A 21,346-nucleotide genomic window follows, 5' to 3' on the forward strand; every position below is an offset into this window, starting at 1 on the left:
ACCACCTTCACACCGGGCGGGTCATTCCTCCACGGTGACCGGGATGGGCTGGTATCGGGTCCGCACGGTGCCGTCACCGTCGGGAGCCCCGGCGCCGGACTCGGCGCCGCCACCGCCGCCGGGCGGCCCGTCCGGTGGCGATTCGGTCGAGCGGTCGATGTCGTTGACGATGCCGCGGATCACCTCCAGCAGGGCGATGCTGTGGTCGGCGATCACGGTGAGCAACGGGTGCTGCTCACCGGTGGCCAAGGCGGCCAGCGCGCACACCGGGCACCACACCTGCTGGCACTTGCCGGTCCCGACGCCGCCGCCGGCCGTCAAAGCCGCCGCCGTTCGCACCGCCGGGTCGATCCCGTCCAGGATCGCCTGGGCGAGCCGGCGCAGCTCCGGACCGATATCGGAATGAGCCCCACTCACTTAGGCCACACCTCCGGATCCGGTCGAAAACGAACAGTCAGCTCACCGCCCCGCAGGTGCGCGTCGAGCACCGTGCAGCGCCGCAGCACGGACGCCAACCGAACCCTGCGCCGCAGCCCTCCGGCGCTGATGATCAGGTCGTCGTCGACTCGGCCCAACGAAAGTCCTCCGGGATCAAGTTGGGGCAACGTTAGCCGCATACGGTATATCGACCCAAGCCCCGATCCGGATTCGAGGTCCACGACGGGCCGCAGCGGACCCGGCGGCGCCGTCCCGCCGCGCCGGCGGGCGCTGTCGAGCAGTGCGCCCAGCGCCTTGGGGCCGATCGGCTCGCCGGACAGGTGCGGGGTAAGCACCAGCGCCACGTCACCGATGGTCGCGTCGAGTTCGTCGAGCACGACGCGTTGTTCGGCGATGCGCTCGGCGTACCAATAGAACGCCGGGTGCTCGGGCAGGTTGCGGTACTCGTAAGACTCGTCCTCGGTCAGGACCTGGTTGACGATCAGCTCCTCGACCCGCACCCCCATCAGCGCCAGCGAACCCAGCGTCCGCACCGCCTCGGCCGCCACCACCCGCTCGGGGGTCAGCACCAGATGCGCGGTGACGAGCTCGCCGTCGGTCAGCAGTTCGCTGAGGCGGTCGACGCTGGCGCTGATGCGCTCCAGCAGCTCCACCATCGCGCCCGAGCGGGCGTCGTCGGCGGCGATGGACAGCCGGCGATGCCGTGGCCACGCGCGTTCCACGTAGAGCCCGAAGGTGGCGGGCAAGGTCAACATGCGCAACGCATCCGCCGTCGAGGCGCAATCGACGACGATGCGATCCCAGCGTCCCGAGGCGGCCAGCTCGCCGACGGCGTAGAGGCCCAGCACCTCCTGGACGCCCGGCAACGCCGAAAGTTCTTCGGGCGCAATGGTGCTCAACTCGGAATCGGGAAACCGCCCGTCCAGCGTGGTGACGACGTCGTGCCACCGGGTCTCCAGCAGGGCCAGGGTGTCCAGCGCCAGCGCGTCGAGGAAGCCTCCGCCCGCCTCCGCGTCATCGGCGAGCACCCGGACCAGTTCGCCCCGGCCGCTGGGCGGGACCGGCACGCCCAGCACGTCGCCCAGGGAGTGCGCCTGGTCGGTCGAGACCACCAGCACCCGCTGGCCCGTGCCCGCGTCGCAGACCGCGGTGGCAGCTGCCAGGGTGGACTTACCTACCCCGCCCTTCCCAACGAACAGGCTGATCCGGGCCGGGGTGGCGCTGGACTCATTCAGCCTCGACTCGTTTCTTCAGATCCTTCAAAGCGGTGTCGGTCAGGCGCCGCTCGGCCTTGCGCTTGAGCAAGCCGATCATGGGGATGGCCAGGTCGACCGACAGCTCGTAGGTGACGTCGGTGCCGGATCCCTTGGGCGCCAAGCGATACGAGCCTTCGAGCGAACGCAGCAACGAGCTGGAGACCAGGGTCCAGCTCAGCGACTGACGGTCCTTGGGCCACTGATACGACATCACCATGGTGTCCTTGATGACGCCCGCGTCCATCACGAATCGCACCGTCTTCGGGTAGCCGTCGGCGCCCCGCTCCTGCACCTCGGCTTCCTTGTATTCCGAGATCCACTCCGGGTACGAATCGATGTCGGCAATCACCTCCAGGACGGTGCCCGGATCGGCGTCGATGTGGATGGTCTGCGTCGTCTTCTCCGCCACCTGGCTGATGCCCTCTCTCCCGCGAGCGGGTAGGCCCGCCATGCGCAGGACTACCCCGGCCTTCGGGGCGAAACGGTACTCCTACCGCCCGACCTTGATCCGGTTAAGCTACCGGAGAAACGCCGACCGGACGCGACCGTTCCGCCGTCCGTTTGACCTCGAACGCCATTTTCTTGCCCGCCACCCGACGGCGGTGCGTCATCTTCGCCAAATTCAACTTTGCCAGCTGCCAGGCCGCCACGCCGCTGGGCTCGGCGTGCAGGAAGTAATGCAGCACCACCCCGTCCAGCGACGGCTCCAGCCAGATCTCCATGGTGCCGGTCAACGCGCCGGTGACCGTCCACCGGATCCCCTTGTCGGCGCGGTCCTCGACGACCTGCAGCCGCAGGTCCGGCCACCACCGGCGCCAGCTCGACGGGTCGGCGACCACCGCGCCCACCCGCGCACCGTCGGCGGCGACAAACGTCTGGTCGGCGATCTGAATGCTGTTCACCGCCATAGCTTCACACACGGATCCGGATCACCGGTACGCAGGCGCTCGGGCCGCAACCGCGGCCACCGCCCGACAGACCTCCGCCATGCTGCGCGAATTCGCGGATTAGGCTGGGCCACAGCAAGCCGGCAGGCAACATCACGAATCCAATCGAGGTCTTTCAGTGCGTGAGTACAGCGTCCCCGCCCGGTTCACGGTCGGCGACCACGAAAACGTCGCGGCCATGGTCTTCGAGCACGAGCGCGACGACCCCGGCTTCGTCATCTACCAACGGCAGATCGACGGGGTTTGGACCGACGTCACCTGCGCCGAGGCGGCCAAGCAGGTGCGCGCCGCGGCGCTGGGCCTGATCTCGCTCGGCGTACAGGCCGGCGACCGGGTGTCCATCTTTTCGGCCACCCGCTACGAGTGGGCGATCCTGGACCTGGCGATCCTGTCGGTGGGGGCGGTCACCGTGCCGATCTACGAGACGTCCTCGGCCGAGCAGGTGCGCTGGGTGCTGCAGGACTCGGGGGCGGTGGTGGCCTTCGCCGAAACCGACGCGCACGCCGCGATGGTCACCGAGCTCACCGCCGAGCTGCCCGAGCTGCGCCGGGTGCTGCACATCGACGGGTCGGGCCCCAAGGCGCTCGAGCAGCTCGCCGAGGCCGGCGCCGAAGTGGAGCCGGCCGAGCTGACCGCCCGACTCGAGGCGCTGCGCGCCGCCGACCCGGCCACCCTGATCTACACCTCGGGCACCACCGGGCGGCCCAAGGGCTGCCAGCTCACCCATTCCAACCTGCTCTACGAGCGCCGGGGCGCCAAGGAATGCCTGCCGACCCTGCTGAACGAGGGGCAGCGGCTGCTGGTCTTCCTGCCGCTGGCCCACGTGCTGGCCCGGTCGCTGACCTTGTCCGCGTGCGCGAACAAGGTGACGGTGGGATTCACCAGCGACATCAAGAACCTGCTGCCGATGCTCGCGGTGTTCAAGCCGACCGTGGTGGTGTCGGTGCCGCGGGTGTTCGAGAAGGTGTACAACACCGCCGAGCAGAACGCGGCCAACGACGGCAACGGCCGGATCTTCGCGATGGCCGTGCAGACCGCGGTCGACTGGAGCCAGGCCCACGCCGACGGCGGGCGACCGGGCCTGCTGCTGCGGGCCCGGCACGCGCTGTTCGACCGGCTGGTCTACCACAAGCTGCGCGCGGCGCTGGGCGGCGACTGCCACGCGTCCGTCTCGGGTGGCGCGCCGCTGGGCGCCCGGCTGGGCCACTTCTACCGCGGCGTGGGCCTGACCATCCACGAGGGCTACGGCCTGACCGAGACCAGCTCTGCCATCACGGTCAACCAGGTCGGCCACGTCAAGATCGGGACCGTCGGAACGTTGTTGCCCGGCAACAGCATGCGCATCGCCGAGGACGGCGAGCTGTTGGTGCGCGGCGGCGTGGTGTTCAGCGGCTACTGGCACAACGAGCAGGCCACCCGCGACGCGTTCACCGACGGCTGGTTCAAGACCGGCGACCTCGGCGCGCTCGACGAGGACGGCTTTTTGAAGATCACCGGCCGCAAGAAGGAGATCATCGTCACCGCCGGCGGCAAGAACGTCGCCCCCGCGGTGCTCGAGGATCAGCTGCGGGCGCACCCGCTGATCAGCCAGGCCATGGTGGTCGGCGACGCCAAGCCGTTCATCGGCGCGCTGATCACCATCGACCCCGAGGCCTTCGGCCCCTGGAAGGAACGCAACCACAAACAGGCCGACGCGTCCGTCGGCGATCTGGCCACCGACCCCGACCTGTTCGCCGAGATCGACGCCGCCGTCAAGAACGCCAACCAGGCCGTCTCGCACGCCGAGTCGATCCGCAAGTTCCGCATCCTGCCGGTCGACTTCACCGAGGACACCGGCGAGCTGACGCCGACAATGAAGGTCAAGCGCAACGTGGTGGCCGAGAAATTCGCCGCCGACATCGAATCGATCTACCAGAAGGACTGACCGCTCGCTTAGCCGCGCCTAGCCCCGCAGCAGGTCGGCCAGCCGGGCGGCCAGCGTGTCCCAGCGCCATTGGGACGTCACCCATTCGCGGCCGGCCACGCCCATCGCGGCGGCCCGCCCGGGATCGCCCAGCAACTCGGCGACGGCCTCGGCGACCTCGTCCACCGACCGGCCGTCGACCACCAGCCCGGTCTTGTTGTGCCGCACGGTTTCCGGGGCCCCGCCCGATTGGCCGGCGATGACGGGCACGCCCGTCGCCGAGGCCTCCAGGAAGACGATGCCCAGGCCCTCGACGTCCATGCCGGCGCCGCGGGTGCGGCATGGCATCGCGAAGACGTCGGCCAGCGCGTGGTGGGCGGGCAGTTCGGCGGCCTGCACGCCACCGGTGAATGTGACATGCTCGGCCACACCGCAATCGGAGGCCAGCTTGCGCAGCGCGTCCAGGTACGGCCCGCCGCCGACGATGACCAGTGCCGCCCCGTCCACCCGCCGCCGGATCGATGGCAGCGCCTTGATCAACGCGTCCTGACCCTTGCGCGGCACCAGCCGCGACAGGCACAGCACCGTCGGCCGCTCGCCCAGCCCGTAACGGGCCCGCAGCTCGGCCCGGGCGGCCGGGTCGGGCCGGAACCGGTCGGTGTCCACGCCGGGCGGCAGGTATTCCAGCCTCGCCTCGGGCCCGAACGCCGACGCGAAGCGCGACCGGGTGTAGCGGCTGACGAAGGTGACGACGTCGGTGCCGTCGCCGATGCGCCGCAGCACTGACCGCGCGACCGGAAGCATCGACCAGCCGACCTCGTGGCCGTGCGTGCTGGCCAGCACCCGGGTCGCCCCGGCCTGCCGGGCGCGCGGCGCCAACAACGCCAGCGGCGCGGCCGCGCCGAACCAGACGGTGTCGATCCCGTGCTCGCCGATCAGCCGGCGCATCCGCCCGTCCACCGCCGGGCCGGGCAGCATCAGCGTGCCCGGGTGGCGCACCACGCGGTATCCGGCCGCCGCGGCCGCGTCGTCGAAGGCGTCGGCGCCCTTCCATTGCGGTGCGTACACCAGCACGGAATGCGAGCCCGCGCCGGCTAGCCGGCCGACGAACTCGCCCAGGTAGGACTGGATGCCGCCGGGGCGGGGTGGAAAGTCGTTGGTTACCAGCAGGACCCGGCTCACCTGCGTCAGGCTAGCGGGCCAGCCACTGGTGCCAGTGCACCAGCAGCCCGGCGGGGTCGATGTCGAGGACCTGGTGGGCGGCGGTGGGCACGTCGGTGTGCCCCACACCGCAGCTGGCCAGGTAGAGCTCGCGCAGCTTGGGTGCCCCGTAGGTGTCGGCGACGAAGCGGGCGAACCACCACGCGCGGTCATACGCCAACGAGCGCTGCGGCCCCGGCGCTTCCAGATCACCGTCGGTCGGCAGCGTCAGCGGCACCGGCACCGCGTCGGCGGGCACCGGGGTGTGTGGGCGGGCGACGAAATCGGCCACGCCCTCGGTGAGCCACTGGGGCGCGTCCGATGCGGTGTAGGGACGCGCGGCGTAGTGAAAAAGCTCGTGCGTCAAGACAATTCGCAGCGCGGACTCATTCATGTTGGCGGCGCCCGGCGCGAACACGATCCGTTGCCCGAGCGCCACCCGGTGCACGGGGTCGACGCGCTCGGCGACCGTAACGGCCGCGATGTCGGCCCACTGCGACGGCGGTCCCCCGCCGGCGGCGGCGCGAAACTGTTCGTCGGAGCCGGCGGCGAGCACCGTGATCTCGCGCGTCCACTCGACACCCCAGAAGGCCTCCACCGCCTTGATCGCGGCGCCGATGTCGGCCGCCACCCGGGACAGCAGCCGGTCGCCGGCCGGGCCGCCGAGGCCCACCAACCGGACGGTGCGATCGCCGACCACCAGCGACTTCGCCGCGGCGCCGGCCTGGCTGCGCGCGGGGGTGACCAGCTGCGCGTGTCGCGCCTTGCTGTCGCTGGCCTCGTCGAAGGGCACGGCCGCGGCCACGATCAGCTCGAGGGCGAACACCCAGGCCAGCAGGATCGGCAACCGCCGCCGCCAACCGGAACGATCAGTAGCGACGCGCGTCGTGGATCGGACCTGCGGCATTCATCGGCACCACCCGGACCGGCACGCCGTAGGTGGAGGAATGGATCACCATGCCGTCGCCGACGTAGATGCCGCTGTGTGACGCGTCGTTATAGAACGTGATCACGTCGCCGGGCTGCAGGTCCGACAGCGCCACCGGCTGACCGCCCTGGGCCTGCGCCTGGCTGGAGTGCGGCAGCGAGATGCCAGCCTGCTGGAACGCCCACATCACCAGGCCTGAGCAGTCGAACGCGCCGGGCGAGGCGCCGCCCCATACATAGGACGATCCGACCTGCGTCAACGCCGCCTGCACGACGGTCGCGCGGTCACCGCCGCCCACTCCGCCGGGGCCGCCGGGCGGCAGCATTCCGGGCATGCCGGGCATCATCGCGCTGATGGGCGGACCGTCGCCGGGCGGCGGGGCGCCGGGCGGCAACGCGTCCGGTGCCGGTGCGCCGGGCGGCGGGGCGGCCGCGGGGGGCTGCCCGGGGTCGGCCAGCGCGGTGCGCTGCTGCGGCGTCAGGGAGACGTACTGCGACTTGACGACCGCGATCTGCACCTGCAGCTGGCTCTGCTTGGACTGCAGGCTCGCCCGTACCGCCGCGGCCTGCTCGGCCGCGCTCTTCGCGTCGGCGGCGGACTTGGCGGATGCCTGCTCGGCCTTGGCGGCCTGCTCACCCGCGATACGGTAACTCGCCATCTGCGTGCGCATCTGGGTCGCCATCAGCCGCTGCACGGCCAGCTTGTCGATCAGGCCCTGCGGCGATCCCGCGGTCAGCATGGCCTCCATGCCGTCAACGCGTCCGCCCATGTACTGGGCGGCGGCCAGCTTGTTGACGGCGCCCTGGAAGGCGGCCAGCCGGGCCTTGGCGGAATCCACCGCTGCCTGGTCATCGGCGTGTTTCTTCTCCGCCGCCTGCTGGACCTTGAGCTTCTCGTTCAGGTCGAGCTGCGCGGTGTGCATCGCCTCGGTGGTCTGCTCGGCCTGACGAGACAGCTGGTTGAGTTTCGCCAGCGCGTCTTCGGCCGGATCGGCGCCGGAATTCGTGGCAAAAGCCCCCGCGAAGATAGTCAAGCCCGCTAACGTCCCGAGGGCAGACCGTGTAATGACACGCGCGCGCGGGTACATACAAGCGAACCTCAAAATTGCATCCTTAAACGGGGCCTAGGACGGCTTATGCCTGGCACTGCCGGGGCGCCGTCGAGCTAGTTTAGGTCTCAAACAGGTTACGAAACGATATCGACGTTTGTCCAAGCGGGACCGTTAAGAAATCAGAAAGATTTCTGTCATTCGTCTGTGAATGATGGCAATCCCCTAAGACGGTCCAGCGGTTTTGGCGCACAAGGCAATTAGGCTACACCGGCCCCCCGGCCGCGATGAATCGGCACGAGCCGAAGGCGCGGCGCCAGCCCGGCGTCCGCGAGGACTTCGAGCGCGGCCCGTTCGTCCTGCAACAACGTCTCGGGGACCCCGAGTAGGACGCTGACCACGCAGTCGCGGCAGCCCGGGCCGCGCACCGCGCAATCGTCGCAGTCGATCACCACCGGCGCCGCACCGTCGGGGTGCGCCGTGTCGTCGCGGTATGCCATCAGGTTGCCGTCCTCTCGGTCTGGCGTTGGGAAGCTCTTGCCCGCACGCTAACGGCGACCACCGACATCCATCGGCCGCTCCCGGCGTGGGAACCCGGCGGCTGTCGGTGCACGTGCCTAACGTCGCGGCCATGGGTGCGAGCGGTGCGACTCAGCTGAGTTTCGCCGGCTTGGGCCCGGCCGCCTCCCCCGTCGACGAACTCCCCTTGCGCGAGACCACTTTCGTCGTGGTGGACCTCGAGACCACCGGCGGGCGCACCAAGAGCGCCGACGGCGCGCCGTGCGACGCCATCACCGAGATCGGGGCGGTCAAGGTCCGCGGCGGCGTCGTGCTGGGCGAGTTCGCCACCCTCGTCGATCCGCAGCGCAGCATCCCGCCCCAGATCGTGCAGCTCACCGGCATCACGACGGCGATGGTGTGCGACGCCCCGACCATCGGCGCCGTGCTGCCGATGTTTTTGGAGTTCGCCGACTTGGACCGGGGGGCGGTGCTCGTCGCGCACAACGCCGGGTTCGACGTCGGATTCCTGCGGGCCGCCGCGCGCAGCTGCGACATCGACTGGCCGCGGCCGCCGGTGCTGTGCACGGTCCGGCTGGCGAGGCGGGTCCTGGGCCGCGAGGAAGCCCCCAGCGTGCGGCTGGCCGAGTTGGCGCGGCTGTTCGCCGTCGCCGCCCAGCCGACGCACCGCGCCCTCGACGACGCCCGCGCCACCGTCGAGGTGTTGCATGCGCTGATCGAGCGGGTCGGCAACCAGGGCGTGCACACCTACGCCGACCTGCGTTCGTACCTGCCCGACGTGACGCCGGCCCAGCGGCGCAAGAAGGTGCTGGCCGAAGGGCTGCCGCACCGGCCCGGGGTCTACCTGTTCCGCGGTCCGGCGGGTGTCGGGCCCCCGCGCAGCTGGGGAGTGCTCTACGTCGGGACCGCCGTCGACCTGCGGCGGCGCGTGGGCCAGTACTTCACCGGCGCCGATCCCCGCGGCCGTATGAAGGAAATGGTCGCCCTGGCCAGCGCCGTCGACCACGTCGAATGCGCGCATGCGCTGGAGGCCGGGGTGCGGGAGCTGCGGATGCTGGCCGCGCACGCCCCGCCGTACAACCGGCGGTCGAGGTTCCCGCAGCGGTGGTGGTGGCTGGCGCTCACCGACGAGGCGTTTCCGCGGCTGGCGGCGGTGCGCGCGCCGCGCCACGACCGCGCCGTCGGCCCGTTCCGGTCCCGCGCCGACGCCGCCGACACCGCGGCCGTGCTGGCGCGGTTCACTGGCGCCCGGACGTGCACCGCGCGGCTCGCGCGCTCGGCGCTGCACGGGCCGGCCTGCCCGGAGGTCGAAGTGTCGCCCTGCCCCGCGCCGCGCGGCGTCACGGCCACCCAGTACGCGGCGGCGGTGGCGCGGGTCGCGGCGCTGCTCGACGGGCTGGATGACGGCGCTCTGGCCGCCGCCGTGCGCCAGGTCACGGCGCTCGCCGAGCAACGTCACTTCGAGAGCGCGGCGCGGCTGCGCGACCGCGTCGCCGCCGCCATCGAGACGCTGTGGCGCGGCCAGCGGCTGCGGGCGCTGGCCGCGCTGCCCGAGCTGATCGCCGCCGCGCCCGACGGTCAGGGCGGCTACCACCTCGCCGTCGTCCGCTACGGCCAGCTCGCGGCGGCCGGCACCGCCAAGCGGGGGGTGCCGCCGATGCCGGTGATCGACGCCATTCACGCTGGCGCACAGGCGATCCTGCGGGCGGCGGCCCCGCTCGGCGGCGCGCTGGTGGAGGAGACGGCGCTGATCGCACGCTGGCTGGCGGCGCCCGGGGTGCGCATCGTCCGGGTTTCGGGCCTCTCCGACGAGGGATGGGCCTCGCCGCTGCGGTCGGCCGGCGCGTGGTCGGCATGGGCCGCGCTGGCCCGCTCTGCGCGGCTGGCCTCGCAACAGGATCCGGCGCAGGTCGAGTCAGAGCTGCTGGCCGAACCGCACCCATCGCGCGAGCAGCTTTTCGGCCGCCCCGGAGTCGATGGCCGCGCAGGCCCGGCGCAGCCCGTCCTCCCAAGCCGGCAGCCATTCGGCGCGGCTGGATAGGCCGGCGTGGGCGACGATCGCCCCGGCGGCGTTGAGCACGACGGCGTCGCGGACCGGGCCCTTGGCCCCGCCCAGCACCGCACGAGCCTCCGCGGCGTTGGCCTGGGCGTCGCCGCCCACCAGCTCGCCCAGCTCGGCGCGGTGGAACCCGAAGCCGGCCGGATCGAACGTCAGCCGGTCCACCGTGCCCGCCTGCACGCGCCAGATCGTGCTCGTGGTGGTGGTGGTCAGCTCGTCGAGCCCGTCGTCGCCGTGCACCACCAGCACGCTGGACCGGCGCGACGCGAACACCCCGGCCATCACCTCGGCGAGGTCGGCGAACGCGCAGCCGATCAAACCCGCCCGCGGCTTCGCCGGATTCGTAAGCGGCCCAAGGAGATTGAACACCGTCGGCACCCCGATCTCGCGGCGCACGACGGAGGCGTGCCGGTAGGACGGGTGAAACAGCGGCGCGAAGCAGAACCCGATCCCGACCTCCGCGACGCTGCGCGCGACCTCGTCGGGTTCGGAGTCGATGCGCACCCCGAGCGCCTCCAGGGTGTCGGCGCCCCCCGACAGCGACGACGCCGCCCGGTTGCCGTGCTTGACCACCGGCACCCCCGCGGCGGCCACCACGATCGACGCCATGGTGGACAGGTTGACCGTGTTGACGCCGTCGCCGCCGGTACCCACGATGTCGACCGCGTCGTCGGGGATCCCCGCGGCGGGCAACGGGCGGGCGTGGCTGAGCATGACGTCGGCCAGCTCACTTACTTCGGCGGCGGTGGGGACCTTCATCGTCATCGCCACGGCGAACGCGGCGATCTGGGCCGGGCTGGCGGCGCCGGACATGATCTGGTCCATGGCCCAGCCGGCCTGGCCCCGCGCCAGTTCCCGCCCGCCCGTCAGGCGCGCGAGGACCTGCGACCACTTCGGCGCCTCGGCGAGAGGGCCGGACGCGGGTTCGGATGACGCGGGCACGCGCCGATGGTCCCACGAGGATCAGCGGGCTCCCAACCGTTGCCGGACGCGGGGCCGGTGGCGGCGCCGGAAACGCCGATTCGCGAAATTTCCGACCCGGGTAGAGTTCGACAACTACAAAGCGTCATACTTGCGGATGTGACCAGCGCTGTGGGGACCTCGGGTACTGCGATCACTTCGCGAGTGCATTCGCTGAATCGGCCCAACATGGTCGCCGTCGGCACCATAGTCTGGCTTTCCAGCGAACTCATGTTCTTTGCTGGCCTGTTCGCGATGTACTTCACCGCGCGGGCGCAGGCCGGCGGGAAGTGGCCGCCGCCGCCCACCGAGTTGAACCTCTATCAGGCCGTGCCGGTGACGCTCGTGCTGATCGCGTCGTCGTTCACGTGTCAGATGGGCGTGTTCGCGGCCGAACGCGGCGACGTCTTCGGGCTGCGCCGCTGGTACGTGATCACGTTCCTGATGGGCCTGTTCTTCGTCCTCGGCCAGGCGTACGAGTACTACCACCTGATGTCGCACGGGACGACCATCCCCGGCAGCGCCTACGGCACTGTCTTCTACCTGGCGACGGGCTTCCACGGCCTGCACGTCACGGGCGGTTTGATCGCGTTCATCTTCCTGCTGGCCCGTACCGCGATGAGCAAGTTCACGCCCGCGCAGGCGACGGCCAGCATCGTCGTCTCCTATTACTGGCATTTCGTCGACATCGTGTGGATCGCGCTGTTCACCGTGATCTATTTCATCCGATGAGCCGGCGCTAGACCTAGACGGACAGGAGTGCTCGGTTGAAGAAACTGGGGTCTACCCGAAACGGTGCGCGGCGGGGTCAGCCGCGAAAAGGGCAGCGTGACCGCTCGCGACGGCGTCTGCGGCGCCGGCTGTCGGGGGGCCTGCTGCTGCTGATCGCGCTGACCGTCGCGGGCGGCCTGGCCGCCGTGCTGACCCCCACCCCGCAGGTGGCGGTCGCCGACGAGTCGTCGTCGGCGCTGCTGCGCAACGGCAAGCAGCTGTTCGACACGTCCTGCGTGTCGTGCCACGGCGCCAACCTGCAGGGCGTGGTCGACCACGGGCCGAGCCTGATCGGCGTCGGCGAGGCGGCCGTCTATTTCCAGGTGTCCACCGGCCGGATGCCGGTCATGGCCGGCGAGGCCCAGGCTCCCCGTAAGGAGCCGATCTTCGACGAAGCCCAGATCGACGCGATCGGCGCCTACGTGCAGGCCAACGGCGGCGGACCCACCGTCGTGCGCAACCCCGACGGCAGCCTCGCGATGCACTCGCTGCGCGGCGACGACCTGGGCCGTGGCGGCGACCTGTTCCGGCTGAACTGCTCGTCGTGCCATAACTTCACCGGAAAGGGCGGGGCGCTGTCGTCCGGTAAGTACGCGCCCGACCTGGGTCCGGCCAACGAGCAGCAGATCCTGACCGCGATGCTGACCGGCCCGGAGAGCATGCCGAAGTTCTCCGATCGTCAGCTGTCCTTCGACGCCAAGAAGGACATCATCGGCTACATCAAGGCGGTCAGCGAGGAACGGCAGCCGGGCGGCTACGGCCTCGGCGGATTCGGACCCGCCCCCGAGGGCATGGCCTTCTGGATCATCGGGATGGTGGCCGCGATCGGGTTGGCACTGTGGATTGGGGCGCGAGCATCATGAGCGACACCGATAAGGACCCGGTGGGACGCGAGCCCGACGAGGCGGCTCTGGCCGCGATGTCGCAGCAGGAACTCGTGGCTCTGGGCGGCAGGCTCGACGGCGTCGAGACGGTCTTCAAGGAGCCCCGCTGGCCCGTCGAGGGCACCAAGGCCGAGAAGCGCGCGGAGCGCTCCGTCGCCCGTTGGCTTTTGCTGGGCGGCGGGTTCGGGCTGGCGTTGCTGGTGATCTTCCTGTTCTGGCCGTGGGAATACCGGCCCAAGGAGGCCTCGGGCAACTTTCTGTACTCGCTGGCCACGCCGCTGTACGGCTTCACCTTCGGGATGTCCATCCTCTGCATCGCGATCGGCGCCGTGCTGTACCAGAAAAGGTTTATCCCGGAAGAGATCTCGATCCAGCAGCGCCATGACGGCGCCTCGCGCGAGATCGACCGCAAGACGGTCGTGGCGAACCTGGGCGACGCCTACCAGGGTTCGACGATCGGCCGGCGCAAGCTCGTCGGACTGTCGCTTGGCGTGGGACTGGGCGCGTTCGGCCTGAGCACCCTGGTCGCGTTTGCCGGCGGCCTGATCAAGAACCCATGGAAGCCCGTCGTGCCCACCGCCGACGGCATGAAGGCCGAGCTGTGGACGTCGGGCTGGACCCCGCGCTATCACGGCGAAACGATCTTCCTGGCGCGGGCCACCGGTTCGCACTCGGGGGCGCCGTTCGTGAAGATGCGCCCCGAGGACATGGACGCCGGCGCCATGGAGACCGTCTTCCCGTGGCGCGAGTCCGACGGCGACGGCACCACCGCGGAGTCACACGAGAAGCTGACCGCGATCAAGATGGGCGTCCGAAACCCGGTGATGCTCATCCGTATTCGACCGACCGACCTGCCGCGGATGGTCAAGCGTCAGGGTCAGGAGAGCTTCAACTTCGGCGAGTTTTTCGCCTACACGAAGGTCTGCTCGCACCTGGGCTGCCCCGCATCGCTGTACGAGTCGCAGACCTACCGAATCCTGTGCCCATGTCACCAGTCGCAGTTCGACGCGCTGCATTTCGCCAAGCCGATATTCGGCCCCGCCGCGCGTGCATTGGCGCAACTGCCGATCACCATTGACTCCAACGGGTATCTGGTCGCCAACGGTGACTTCATCGAGCCCGTCGGTCCGGCATTCTGGGAGAGGACGACAACATGAGTCCGAAACTGAGTCCCCCGAAGATCGGTGATGTCCTGGCCCGCCAAGGCGAGGACATCGACACGCGCTACCACCCGTCGGCAGCGGTGCGCCGGCAGCTCAACAAGGTCTTCCCCACCCACTGGTCGTTCCTGCTGGGCGAGATCGCGTTGTACAGCTTCGTCGTCCTGCTGCTCACCGGCGTGTACCTGACGCTGTTCTTCGACCCGTCCATGGTCGACGTCACCTACAACGGCGTCTACCAACCGCTGCGCGGGGTCGAGATGTCGCGGGCCTACGAGTCGGCGCTGAACATCTCGTTCGAGGTCCGGGGCGGCCTGTTCGTCCGCCAGATCCACCACTGGGCCGCGCTGATGTTCTCCGGGGCGATCATGGTGCACCTGGCGCGCATCTTCTTCACCGGGGCGTTCCGCCGTCCCCGCGAGGCCAACTGGGTCATCGGTTCGCTGCTGCTGATCCTGTCGATGTTCGAGGGCTACTTCGGCTACTCGCTGCCCGACGACCTGCTGTCGGGCATCGGCCTGCGCGCCGCGCTGTCGTCGATCACGCTGGGCATGCCGGTGATCGGCACCTGGCTGCACTGGGCACTGTTCGGCGGCGACTTCCCCGGCACCATCCTGATCCCCCGGCTCTACGCGCTGCACATTTTGCTGCTGCCGGGGATCATCCTGGCCCTGATCGGGCTGCACCTGGCGCTGGTGTGGTTCCAGAAGCACACCCAGTTCCCCGGCCCCGGCCGCACCGAGCACAACGTCGTCGGCGTGCGAGTGATGCCGATCTTCGCGGTCAAGTCCGGCGCGTTCTTCGCCGCGATCGTCGGCGTGCTGGGCCTGATGGGCGGCCTGCTACAGATCAACCCGATCTGGAACCTGGGCCCCTACAAGCCATCTCAGGTTTCCGCGGGCTCCCAGCCCGACTTCTACATGATGTGGACCGAGGGCTTGGCGCGCATCTGGCCGCCATGGGAGTTCTACTTCTGGCACCACACCATTCCCGCGGTGGTCTGGGTCGCGCTGCTCATGGGCGCGGTCTTCATCCTGCTGATCATCTACCCGTTCCTGGAGAAGCGGTTCTCCGGCGACTACGCGCACCACAATTTGCTGCAGCGTCCGCGCGACGTTCCGGTGCGCACCTCGATCGGGGCCATGGCGATCTCCTTCTACATGGTGCTGACCCTCGCCGCGATGAACGACATCATCGCGTTCAAGTTCCACATCTCGCTGAACGCGACGACGTGGATCGGGCGCATCGGGATGGTGATTCTGCCGCCGTTCGTCTACTTCATCACCTACCGGTGGTGCATCGGTCTGCAGCGCAGTGACCGCGACGTGCTCGAGCACGGCATCGAGACGGGCATCATCAAGCGGCTGCCGCACGGTGCCTACATCGAGCTGCACCAGCCGCTCGGGCCGGTCGACGACCACGGCCACCCGATCCCGCTGGCGTACCAGGGCTCGGCGCTGCCCAAGCGGATGAACAAGCTGGGTTCGGCCGGCTCTCCGGGCAGCGGCAGCTTCCTGTTCGCCGATCCCACGTCCGAGGACGCCGCGCTGCGCGAGGCGGCGCACTCCGCCGAGCAACGCTCCCTCACCGCGTTGCGCGAACACCAGGACAGCATCGTGGGCTCCCCCAACGGCGAGCACGGCGAGCACTAGAGGCGCGCCGGTTTCGCCGCGACAGCCCGCGAAAGCGCAAGCCGGACGGTTGATTTGGCGGACCTACACTCGCCGGCCGGCTCTCAACAGCGCGTGTCGCGGCGATTTTGTCGAGATCGACGCTAGCGCGGAGAAGTGCGAGTGCCATGCACGCTGGCGTCGATCTCGGCGTGCAAGGACGCGCATATGGCACGTGACGGAGCGCGGCCAGCGAGCGCGGCGGGCTAGCGGGCTTCCTGGATGCGGCGCAGCTGCCGGATGTGCAGCCATTCGACCGCCGGCATCGCCACGGTGATGACCCCGGCCAGGCCGTACCCCACCCAGGACCCGCCGTCCTGACCGACGGCCATCAGGTATGTCGCGGTGGCCGCCGCGATCAGCGCGGCGCCCATCGTTCCCGCCAGCAGGGCGGTGCCGCGCAACCAGATCCGGTCCACCGCCGCACCCGACCACTCGGCGGCCGGCTCCGCGGCCTGCCCCCGCGGCTGACGGGCCCGCTCGGCCGCGGTGCGCGGGGCGGGGGCCATCAGGCGCACCGGGGGGCGGCTCGGCGGGCGAGCGGGCCGGGCCGCAGGCTCGATCAGACCCATGCGACGCGCCCGCACCAGCACCGGGATCGCCCCGGCGATGATCAGCGCGGAAACGATGATGACGGCGTACAACACCCACGAGGTGTGCGAGCCCCCGGCCGCCTTGTGATAGCCCCGGCCCAGGTCCACCAAAGCGACGGTCGCGGCCACGCTCACGCCCAGCAGCACCAACCAGACGACGGCGCAGGCGCCCAGCAGTATGCGGTCGACGACGTCCGGCGGAATGGTGTCCGAACCCCGCCGATAGGCGGAATACCTGCTGACCATCAGCAGCTCGTCTGCGGCGAGTCGTTGTTGTTCGACGACAGCACCGTCCCGTCGCTGGTGGTGATCGAGCAATTGAGCCGGCTGACCCGGAAAAGGCTGGACGCCTGGACCGATCCGACGTCGGACGTCGAGATCGGTGTCACGGTCATCGACCACGGGATGTACACGTTGTGCTGGGTACGAGACCGGCCCGACGCGTCGACGTAGGTCACCGAGATGATGTCCCCCGGGGCCTTGGTGCCGGTCACCGAGTAGGTCACCTGCCGCGGGCCGGTCGGGGCGGTGGTGGCCGGCGGCGGGCCGGCCGCCGACGTCGTGGTCGCGGGCGGGGGCGCCGGGGCGCTCGTCGCCGGTGGGGGCGGCGGCGGTGGCGGCGGGGTGGGCGTCACCGTCACGGTCTGGGTCTCGGTGGGCGGTGGAGGGGCCTCGGTGGTGGGCGGCGGCGGGGGCGGCGGTGGTGGCGGTTTGGTGGTCGTTATCTCGTCCTGCATCGGCGGCGTCGACGGCGCGGTGGTGGTGGCGGGGTTGGCCAGCTTGTTGGTGTCGGTGCGGGTGACGAGCAGCGACACCGAGACCACGAGCGCGATCGCGGCCACGATCGCGGCGATGCCGACCACCCACGGCCACCGTGGGGCGCGGTGTTCGTCGTCGGCGTCGGCGGGCTCGTCGTAGCTGTCGTAGTCGTACAGCCGCATATCGGCCGGCAGGTAGGGGCCCGTGATGAAGTGCTCCGACTCGGGGGCCGAATAGGCCCGCGAATAGGCGTCCGTCTGGCCGGTCTGGTCGGCCGCGGCGATTTCGGCGCTGCCGTCGCCGGGCTCCAGCTCGTCGTGGGGATCGACCGCGTCGTCGCCGGAGTCCGGTTGGTGGCTGAGGTCGCTGCCGGGATCGGGTTCGTCAGGTTCCCATCCCGGAGGATTCGGCCCGCTCATAGTTGCCTGCCCTGTCCAACTGCATCACCAGCGCGCGAGGCCCCGCGGCTGCATCGGTGCGCGCGCACTTGGGAGTTTCTCATGGTGCCTGGGCAAACCCTACCGAACGGGATAGAGCAAAGAAGTCTCGGAAAACGGGCCCCGATCAACTGATGCCCTGATTGTGACCTTTGAGTCGCAAATCAGTGCTTCTCGGGGCCCGTGTAGTACTCGAAGACCAGTCCGGCCGCCGATGCGAGGATGAACACCACCCCGGCGACGATCAACCAGGGCAGCCACAGCCCGATGCCGATCGCCGCGACGGAGCCGGCCAGCGCCACCAGAATGGGCCACCAACTGTGCGGCGCGAAAAAGCCCAATTCTCCTGCACCGTCGCTGATCTCGGCGCCCTCGTAGTCCTCGGGCCGGGTGTCCAGTCGACGCGAGATGAACCAGAAGAAGCTACCCGTGATGACCGCCAGGCCACCGGTCAGCGCGAGCGCGGTGGTCCCCGCCCACTCCACGCCGCCCGTCGCGAACAGCGCGGTCAGGATCCCGTAGAGCACCGCCGACACAACGAAGAAAGCGGCGATGAATTCGAACAGCCTGGTTTCGATCTTCATTGAGCGTCCTAACCTACTGGCGAGCCCTGGGCCGCTTCGCCGCGACGGGTATCGAACGGATGGGTGGTCACCGCCAGCGGCGGTTGCGCGATGGCCTGCAGCGCCTCGGCGTTGGTCTTCCCGCCGATCCGTTGCTGCAAGTAGGCCTTGAAGTCGTTGGGCGGCACTACCCGCACCTCGAAGTTCATCATCGAGTGATAGGTGCCGCAGAACTCGGCGCAGTGGCCGACGAACGCCCCGGTCTTCTGGATCTCGTCAACCTGGAACACGTTGACCGAGTTGTTCGCCTCGGGGTTGGGCATCACGTCGCGCTTGAAGAGGAATTCCGGCACCCAGAACGTGTGCACGACGTCCGCGGAGGCCAACCGGAATTCGATCTGTTTGCCGGCGGGCAGCACCAGCACCGGGATTTCCGTGGCGGTCCCCAGGGTCTCGACCTTGTCGAAATTCAAATACGTCCGGTCCTGCGGGTTGAGGCCGCGCACCGCGCCGACGCGCTCCTCCCCGTGCTCGTCCTTGCCCTCCGGCTTGGAGACCATCGCGTTCTTCCGGGCCGGGTCGGCCCCGTCATAGGTCAGCGTGCCGTCCTTGAAGTTGACGCGCTGGTAGCCGAACTTCCAGTTCCACTGGAAGGAGGTGACATCGATCACGACCTCGGGGTCCTTGGCCAGGTGCAGCATCTTCTCCTGCACCACCACGGTGAAGTAGAACAGCACGGAGATGATGAGGAACGGCGTCACGGTGAGCACCAGCTCCAGCGGCATGTTGTAACCGAACTGGCGGGGCAACTCGGTGTCCGTCGCCTTCTTGCGGTGAAACGCCGACGCCCAGAAGATGAGCCCCCACACGATGACGCCGACCACCAGGGAGGCGATCACCGCCCCGACCCACAGCTCCCGGTTGAGGTGGGCCTCCGGCGTGATGCCCTCCGGCCAGCCCATGCCGAGCACCTGCGACCAGCTGCATCCGCTCAGGGTTAGCGCCAGCACGCCCAGCGTCACGGCCAGCGCCAGCGGCCGGAGACGACGCTGGAACCTGCGCTGCGACGGACGTTGCGAACGGACCTGCTCGCGAGGTGACACGTTGGCGCCTCCTGCTCGGATTCGAATACTACGCAGCGTAGACCACGCCGCTGGCGCCGTCGCGCAAACCCCGGCCGGTCTGGGGCGTGCGGCGCCCCCGGCGCCGCGAAGTGGGGCATACTGGGGCGCCGTGTGTGGTCTGTTGGCGTTCGTGGCGGCCCCGGCCGGCGCCGACGGCGGCGGGGCAGCTTCTGGCGACGCCACGGCGGCCGCGGCCCGGGCCGACCGCGCCATTTCCGCCGCGTCGCACCTGATGCGCCACCGCGGGCCCGACGAGCCGGGAACGTGGGCCGATCCGGGCGCCGACGGCTCCGTCGTGTTCGGCTTCAACCGGCTGTCCATCATCGACATCGCCCATTCGCACCAGCCGCTGCGCTGGGGGCCGCCGGAGGCGCCCGACCGCTACGTGCTGGTGTTCAACGGCGAGATCTACAACTACCTCGAGCTGCGCGAAGAACTGGCCGCCCAGCACGGCGCCGCGTTCGCCACCGACGGTGACGGCGAGTCGATCGTCGCGGGCTATCACCACTGGGGCACCGACGTGCTGCGCAGGCTGCGCGGCATGTTCGCATTCGCGCTGTGGGACACCGAGACCCGCGAATTGTTCTGCGCCCGAGACCCTTTCGGCATCAAGCCGCTGTTCATGGCCACCGGCACCGGCGGCACCGCGCTGGCCAGCGAGAAGAAATGCCTGATGGACCTGGCCGAGTTGGTCGGGTTCGACACCGCCATCGACGAGCGCGCGGTGCAGCACTACACCGTGCTGCAGTACGTGCCGGAGCCCGAGACGCTGCACCGCGGGGTGCGCCGGCTGGAATCGGGCTGCTTCGCGCGCGTAAGGCCCGGGCAGCCGCCCGAGACCACCCGTTACTTCGTGCCGCGATTCGCCGCCACGCCGATCACCGCCGGCACCGAACAGGCCCGCTACGACGAGATCACCGCGGTACTGGAGGACTCGGTAGCCAAGCACATGCGCGCCGACGTCACCGTCGGGGCGTTCCTGTCCGGGGGGATCGACTCCACCGCCATCGCGGCGCTGGCCATCCGGCACAACCCCCGGCTGATCACGTTCACCACCGGCTTCGAGCGCGAGGGGTTCTCCGAGATCGACGTCGCGGTGGCCTCGGCCGAGGCCATCGGGGCGCGCCACATCGCCAAGGTGGTCAGCCCCGACGAGTTCGTCGCCGCCCTGCCCGAGATCGTCTGGTACCTCGACGAACCCGTCGCCGACCCGGCGCTGGTCCCGCTGTTCTTCGTCGCCCGCGAGGCCCGCAAGCACGTCAAGGTGGTGCTGTCCGGCGAGGGCGCCGACGAGCTGTTCGGTGGCTACACCATCTACCGGGAACCGTTGTCGCTGAAGCCTTTTGACTATCTGCCGCGGCCGCTGCGCCGGTCGATGGGCAAGGTGTCCAAGCCGCTGCCGGAGGGCATGCGCGGCAAGAGCCTGCTGCACCGCGGCTCGCTGACGCTCGAGGAGCGCTACTACGGCAACGCCCGCAGCTTCTCCGACGCGCAGCTGCGCGACGTGCTGCCGGGGTTCCGCGACGAGTGGACCCACACCGATGTGACCGCCTCGGTGTACGCCGAATCCGCCGGCTGGGACCCGGTGGCCCGCATGCAGCACGTCGACCTGTTCACCTGGTTGCGCGGCGACATTCTGGTCAAGGCCGACAAGATGACGATGGCCAACTCGCTCGAGCTGCGGGTGCCGTTCCTGGATCCCGAGGTGTTCGCCGTCGCCTCGCGGCTGCCCGTCGAGGCCAAGATCACCCGAACCACCACCAAGTACGCGTTGCGGCGCGCGCTGGAGCCGATCGTTCCCGCGCACGTGCTGCACCGGCCCAAGCTCGGTTTCCCGGTGCCGATCCGGCATTGGCTGCGCGCGGGCGAATTGCTGGAGTGGGCGTACGCGTTGGTCGACTCGTCGCAGGCCGATCAGCTGGTCGACCTGGCCGCGGTGCGCCGGATGCTCGACGAACACCGAAGCGGCACAAGCGATCACAGCCGTCGGCTATGGACGGTGCTGATCTTCATGCTGTGGCACGCGATCTTCGTCGAGTACAGCGTGGTGCCGCAGATCAGCGAGCCGGTCTACCCCGTGCAGCTCTAACGGCGAGCAGACGCAGAATCGCACTGAGCGGGCCTCCC

19 protein-coding genes and 1 pseudogene are annotated in these 21,346 nt (G+C 69.8%); 7 read left to right on the top strand and 13 right to left on the bottom strand.

The genetic code is table 11. From position 1 onward, the window contains the following. Positions 1-21: 21 nt before the first annotated feature. The 4 genes from AC5Y2S_RS26210 to AC5Y2S_RS26225 all read right to left on the bottom strand — a co-directional run bounded on the left by AC5Y2S_RS26210 (position 22) and on the right by AC5Y2S_RS26225 (position 2,596). Entirely contained in the window at positions 22-417 is a 396-nt protein-coding gene (locus AC5Y2S_RS26210; RefSeq protein WP_499959349.1) for a hypothetical protein, read from the bottom strand. Next, complete coding sequence (locus AC5Y2S_RS26215) at positions 414-1,673, bottom strand: ArsA family ATPase (protein ID WP_499959384.1); 1,260 nt, start codon at positions 1,671-1,673, stop codon at positions 414-416. The genes AC5Y2S_RS26210 and AC5Y2S_RS26215 overlap by 4 nt, the downstream gene beginning before the upstream one ends. Next, positions 1,666-2,103 carry an SRPBCC family protein gene (locus tag AC5Y2S_RS26220; protein ID WP_067004662.1) on the bottom strand — a complete coding sequence of 146 codons (438 nt, stop codon included), beginning with the start codon at positions 2,101-2,103 and terminating at the stop codon, positions 1,666-1,668. Before AC5Y2S_RS26220 ends, AC5Y2S_RS26215 begins: the two co-directional genes overlap by 8 nt. 103 nt (positions 2,104-2,206) lie before the next feature. Then, positions 2,207-2,596: a polyketide cyclase / dehydrase and lipid transport gene (locus AC5Y2S_RS26225; protein WP_499959351.1), complete on the bottom strand. Its 390-nt coding sequence runs from the start codon at positions 2,594-2,596 to the stop codon at positions 2,207-2,209. Between the two features lie 163 nt (positions 2,597-2,759). Between AC5Y2S_RS26225 and AC5Y2S_RS26230 the strand changes: the two genes are divergently transcribed. Further along, a complete protein-coding gene (locus AC5Y2S_RS26230) occupies positions 2,760-4,565 on the top strand; it encodes an AMP-dependent synthetase/ligase (RefSeq protein ID WP_499959352.1) in 1,806 nt (601 codons plus the stop codon). A gap of 18 nt (positions 4,566-4,583) precedes the next feature. Here AC5Y2S_RS26230 and pimB read toward each other — a convergent pair whose 3' ends face one another. The 4 genes from pimB to AC5Y2S_RS26250 all read right to left on the bottom strand — a co-directional run bounded on the left by pimB (position 4,584) and on the right by AC5Y2S_RS26250 (position 8,220). Next, a complete protein-coding gene (pimB, locus tag AC5Y2S_RS26235) occupies positions 4,584-5,726 on the bottom strand; it encodes a GDP-mannose-dependent alpha-(1-6)-phosphatidylinositol monomannoside mannosyltransferase (protein ID WP_499959354.1) in 1,143 nt (380 codons plus the stop codon). Positions 5,727-5,736: 10 nt separating this feature from the next. Next, positions 5,737-6,570, bottom strand: coding sequence for a hypothetical protein (locus AC5Y2S_RS26240; protein ID WP_499959385.1), 834 nt, complete (start codon positions 6,568-6,570; stop codon positions 5,737-5,739). 43 nt (positions 6,571-6,613) lie between these two features. Next, positions 6,614-7,759, bottom strand: coding sequence for a peptidoglycan hydrolase RipC (gene ripC / locus AC5Y2S_RS26245; protein ID WP_499959356.1), 1,146 nt, complete (start codon positions 7,757-7,759; stop codon positions 6,614-6,616). Positions 7,760-7,980: 221 nt separating this feature from the next. Further along, on the bottom strand, positions 7,981-8,220 hold the full coding sequence (locus tag AC5Y2S_RS26250; RefSeq protein ID WP_499959357.1) for a hypothetical protein: 240 nt from the start codon (positions 8,218-8,220) through the stop codon (positions 7,981-7,983). A gap of 131 nt (positions 8,221-8,351) precedes the next feature. On the opposite strand from AC5Y2S_RS26250, the pseudogene AC5Y2S_RS26255 reads away from it, so the two are divergent. Beyond that, positions 8,352-10,217: pseudogene (locus AC5Y2S_RS26255) on the top strand (DEDD exonuclease domain-containing protein); the annotation flags it as partial. Here the strand turns inward: AC5Y2S_RS26255 and trpD are convergent. Further along, on the bottom strand, positions 10,155-11,240 hold the full coding sequence (gene trpD, locus AC5Y2S_RS26260; RefSeq protein WP_499959359.1) for an anthranilate phosphoribosyltransferase: 1,086 nt from the start codon (positions 11,238-11,240) through the stop codon (positions 10,155-10,157). The pseudogene AC5Y2S_RS26255 and the gene trpD sit on opposite strands and share 63 nt — an antisense overlap. Positions 11,241-11,378: 138 nt before the next feature. Between trpD and ctaE the strand changes: the two genes are divergently transcribed. Genes ctaE through qcrB form a run of 4 tightly spaced genes read left to right on the top strand, consistent with a single transcriptional unit; the run spans position 11,379 to position 15,725 of the window. Further along, positions 11,379-11,990, top strand: coding sequence for an aa3-type cytochrome oxidase subunit III (ctaE, locus tag AC5Y2S_RS26265; RefSeq protein ID WP_066937831.1), 612 nt, complete (start codon positions 11,379-11,381; stop codon positions 11,988-11,990). 35 nt (positions 11,991-12,025) lie between these two features. After that, positions 12,026-12,892: a cytochrome bc1 complex diheme cytochrome c subunit gene (gene qcrC, locus AC5Y2S_RS26270; RefSeq protein WP_499959361.1), complete on the top strand. Its 867-nt coding sequence runs from the start codon at positions 12,026-12,028 to the stop codon at positions 12,890-12,892. After that, positions 12,889-14,070 carry a cytochrome bc1 complex Rieske iron-sulfur subunit gene (qcrA, locus tag AC5Y2S_RS26275; RefSeq protein WP_499959362.1) on the top strand — a complete coding sequence of 394 codons (1,182 nt, stop codon included), beginning with the start codon at positions 12,889-12,891 and terminating at the stop codon, positions 14,068-14,070. The genes qcrC and qcrA overlap by 4 nt, the downstream gene beginning before the upstream one ends. Next, on the top strand, positions 14,067-15,725 hold the full coding sequence (gene qcrB / locus AC5Y2S_RS26280) for a cytochrome bc1 complex cytochrome b subunit (protein ID WP_499959363.1): 1,659 nt from the start codon (positions 14,067-14,069) through the stop codon (positions 15,723-15,725). The genes qcrA and qcrB overlap by 4 nt, the downstream gene beginning before the upstream one ends. A 224-nt stretch (positions 15,726-15,949) precedes the next feature. Here the strand turns inward: qcrB and AC5Y2S_RS26285 are convergent, their stop codons facing one another. The 4 genes from AC5Y2S_RS26285 to ctaC all read right to left on the bottom strand — a co-directional run bounded on the left by AC5Y2S_RS26285 (position 15,950) and on the right by ctaC (position 19,198). Continuing rightward, positions 15,950-16,582 (bottom strand): DUF2561 family protein, encoded by a 633-nt coding sequence (locus AC5Y2S_RS26285; RefSeq protein ID WP_499959364.1) that lies wholly within the window; start codon positions 16,580-16,582, stop codon positions 15,950-15,952. Next, positions 16,582-17,514, bottom strand: a complete 933-nt coding sequence (locus AC5Y2S_RS26290) for an MmpS family transport accessory protein (protein ID WP_499959365.1) — start codon at positions 17,512-17,514, stop codon at positions 16,582-16,584. Before AC5Y2S_RS26290 ends, AC5Y2S_RS26285 begins: the two co-directional genes overlap by 1 nt. A 182-nt stretch (positions 17,515-17,696) precedes the next feature. Further along, positions 17,697-18,116, bottom strand: a complete 420-nt coding sequence (locus AC5Y2S_RS26295) for a cytochrome c oxidase subunit 4 (RefSeq protein ID WP_499907081.1) — start codon at positions 18,114-18,116, stop codon at positions 17,697-17,699. 8 nt (positions 18,117-18,124) lie between these two features. Continuing rightward, positions 18,125-19,198, bottom strand: a complete 1,074-nt coding sequence (gene ctaC / locus AC5Y2S_RS26300; RefSeq protein WP_499959366.1) for an aa3-type cytochrome oxidase subunit II — start codon at positions 19,196-19,198, stop codon at positions 18,125-18,127. A 130-nt stretch (positions 19,199-19,328) separates the two neighbouring features. Between ctaC and asnB the strand changes: the two genes are divergently transcribed. After that, positions 19,329-21,308, top strand: coding sequence for an asparagine synthase (glutamine-hydrolyzing) (gene asnB, locus AC5Y2S_RS26305; protein WP_499959367.1), 1,980 nt, complete (start codon positions 19,329-19,331; stop codon positions 21,306-21,308). Positions 21,309-21,346: the final 38 nt, after the last annotated feature.

The organism is Mycobacterium sp. NGS69, from assembly GCF_059812165.1.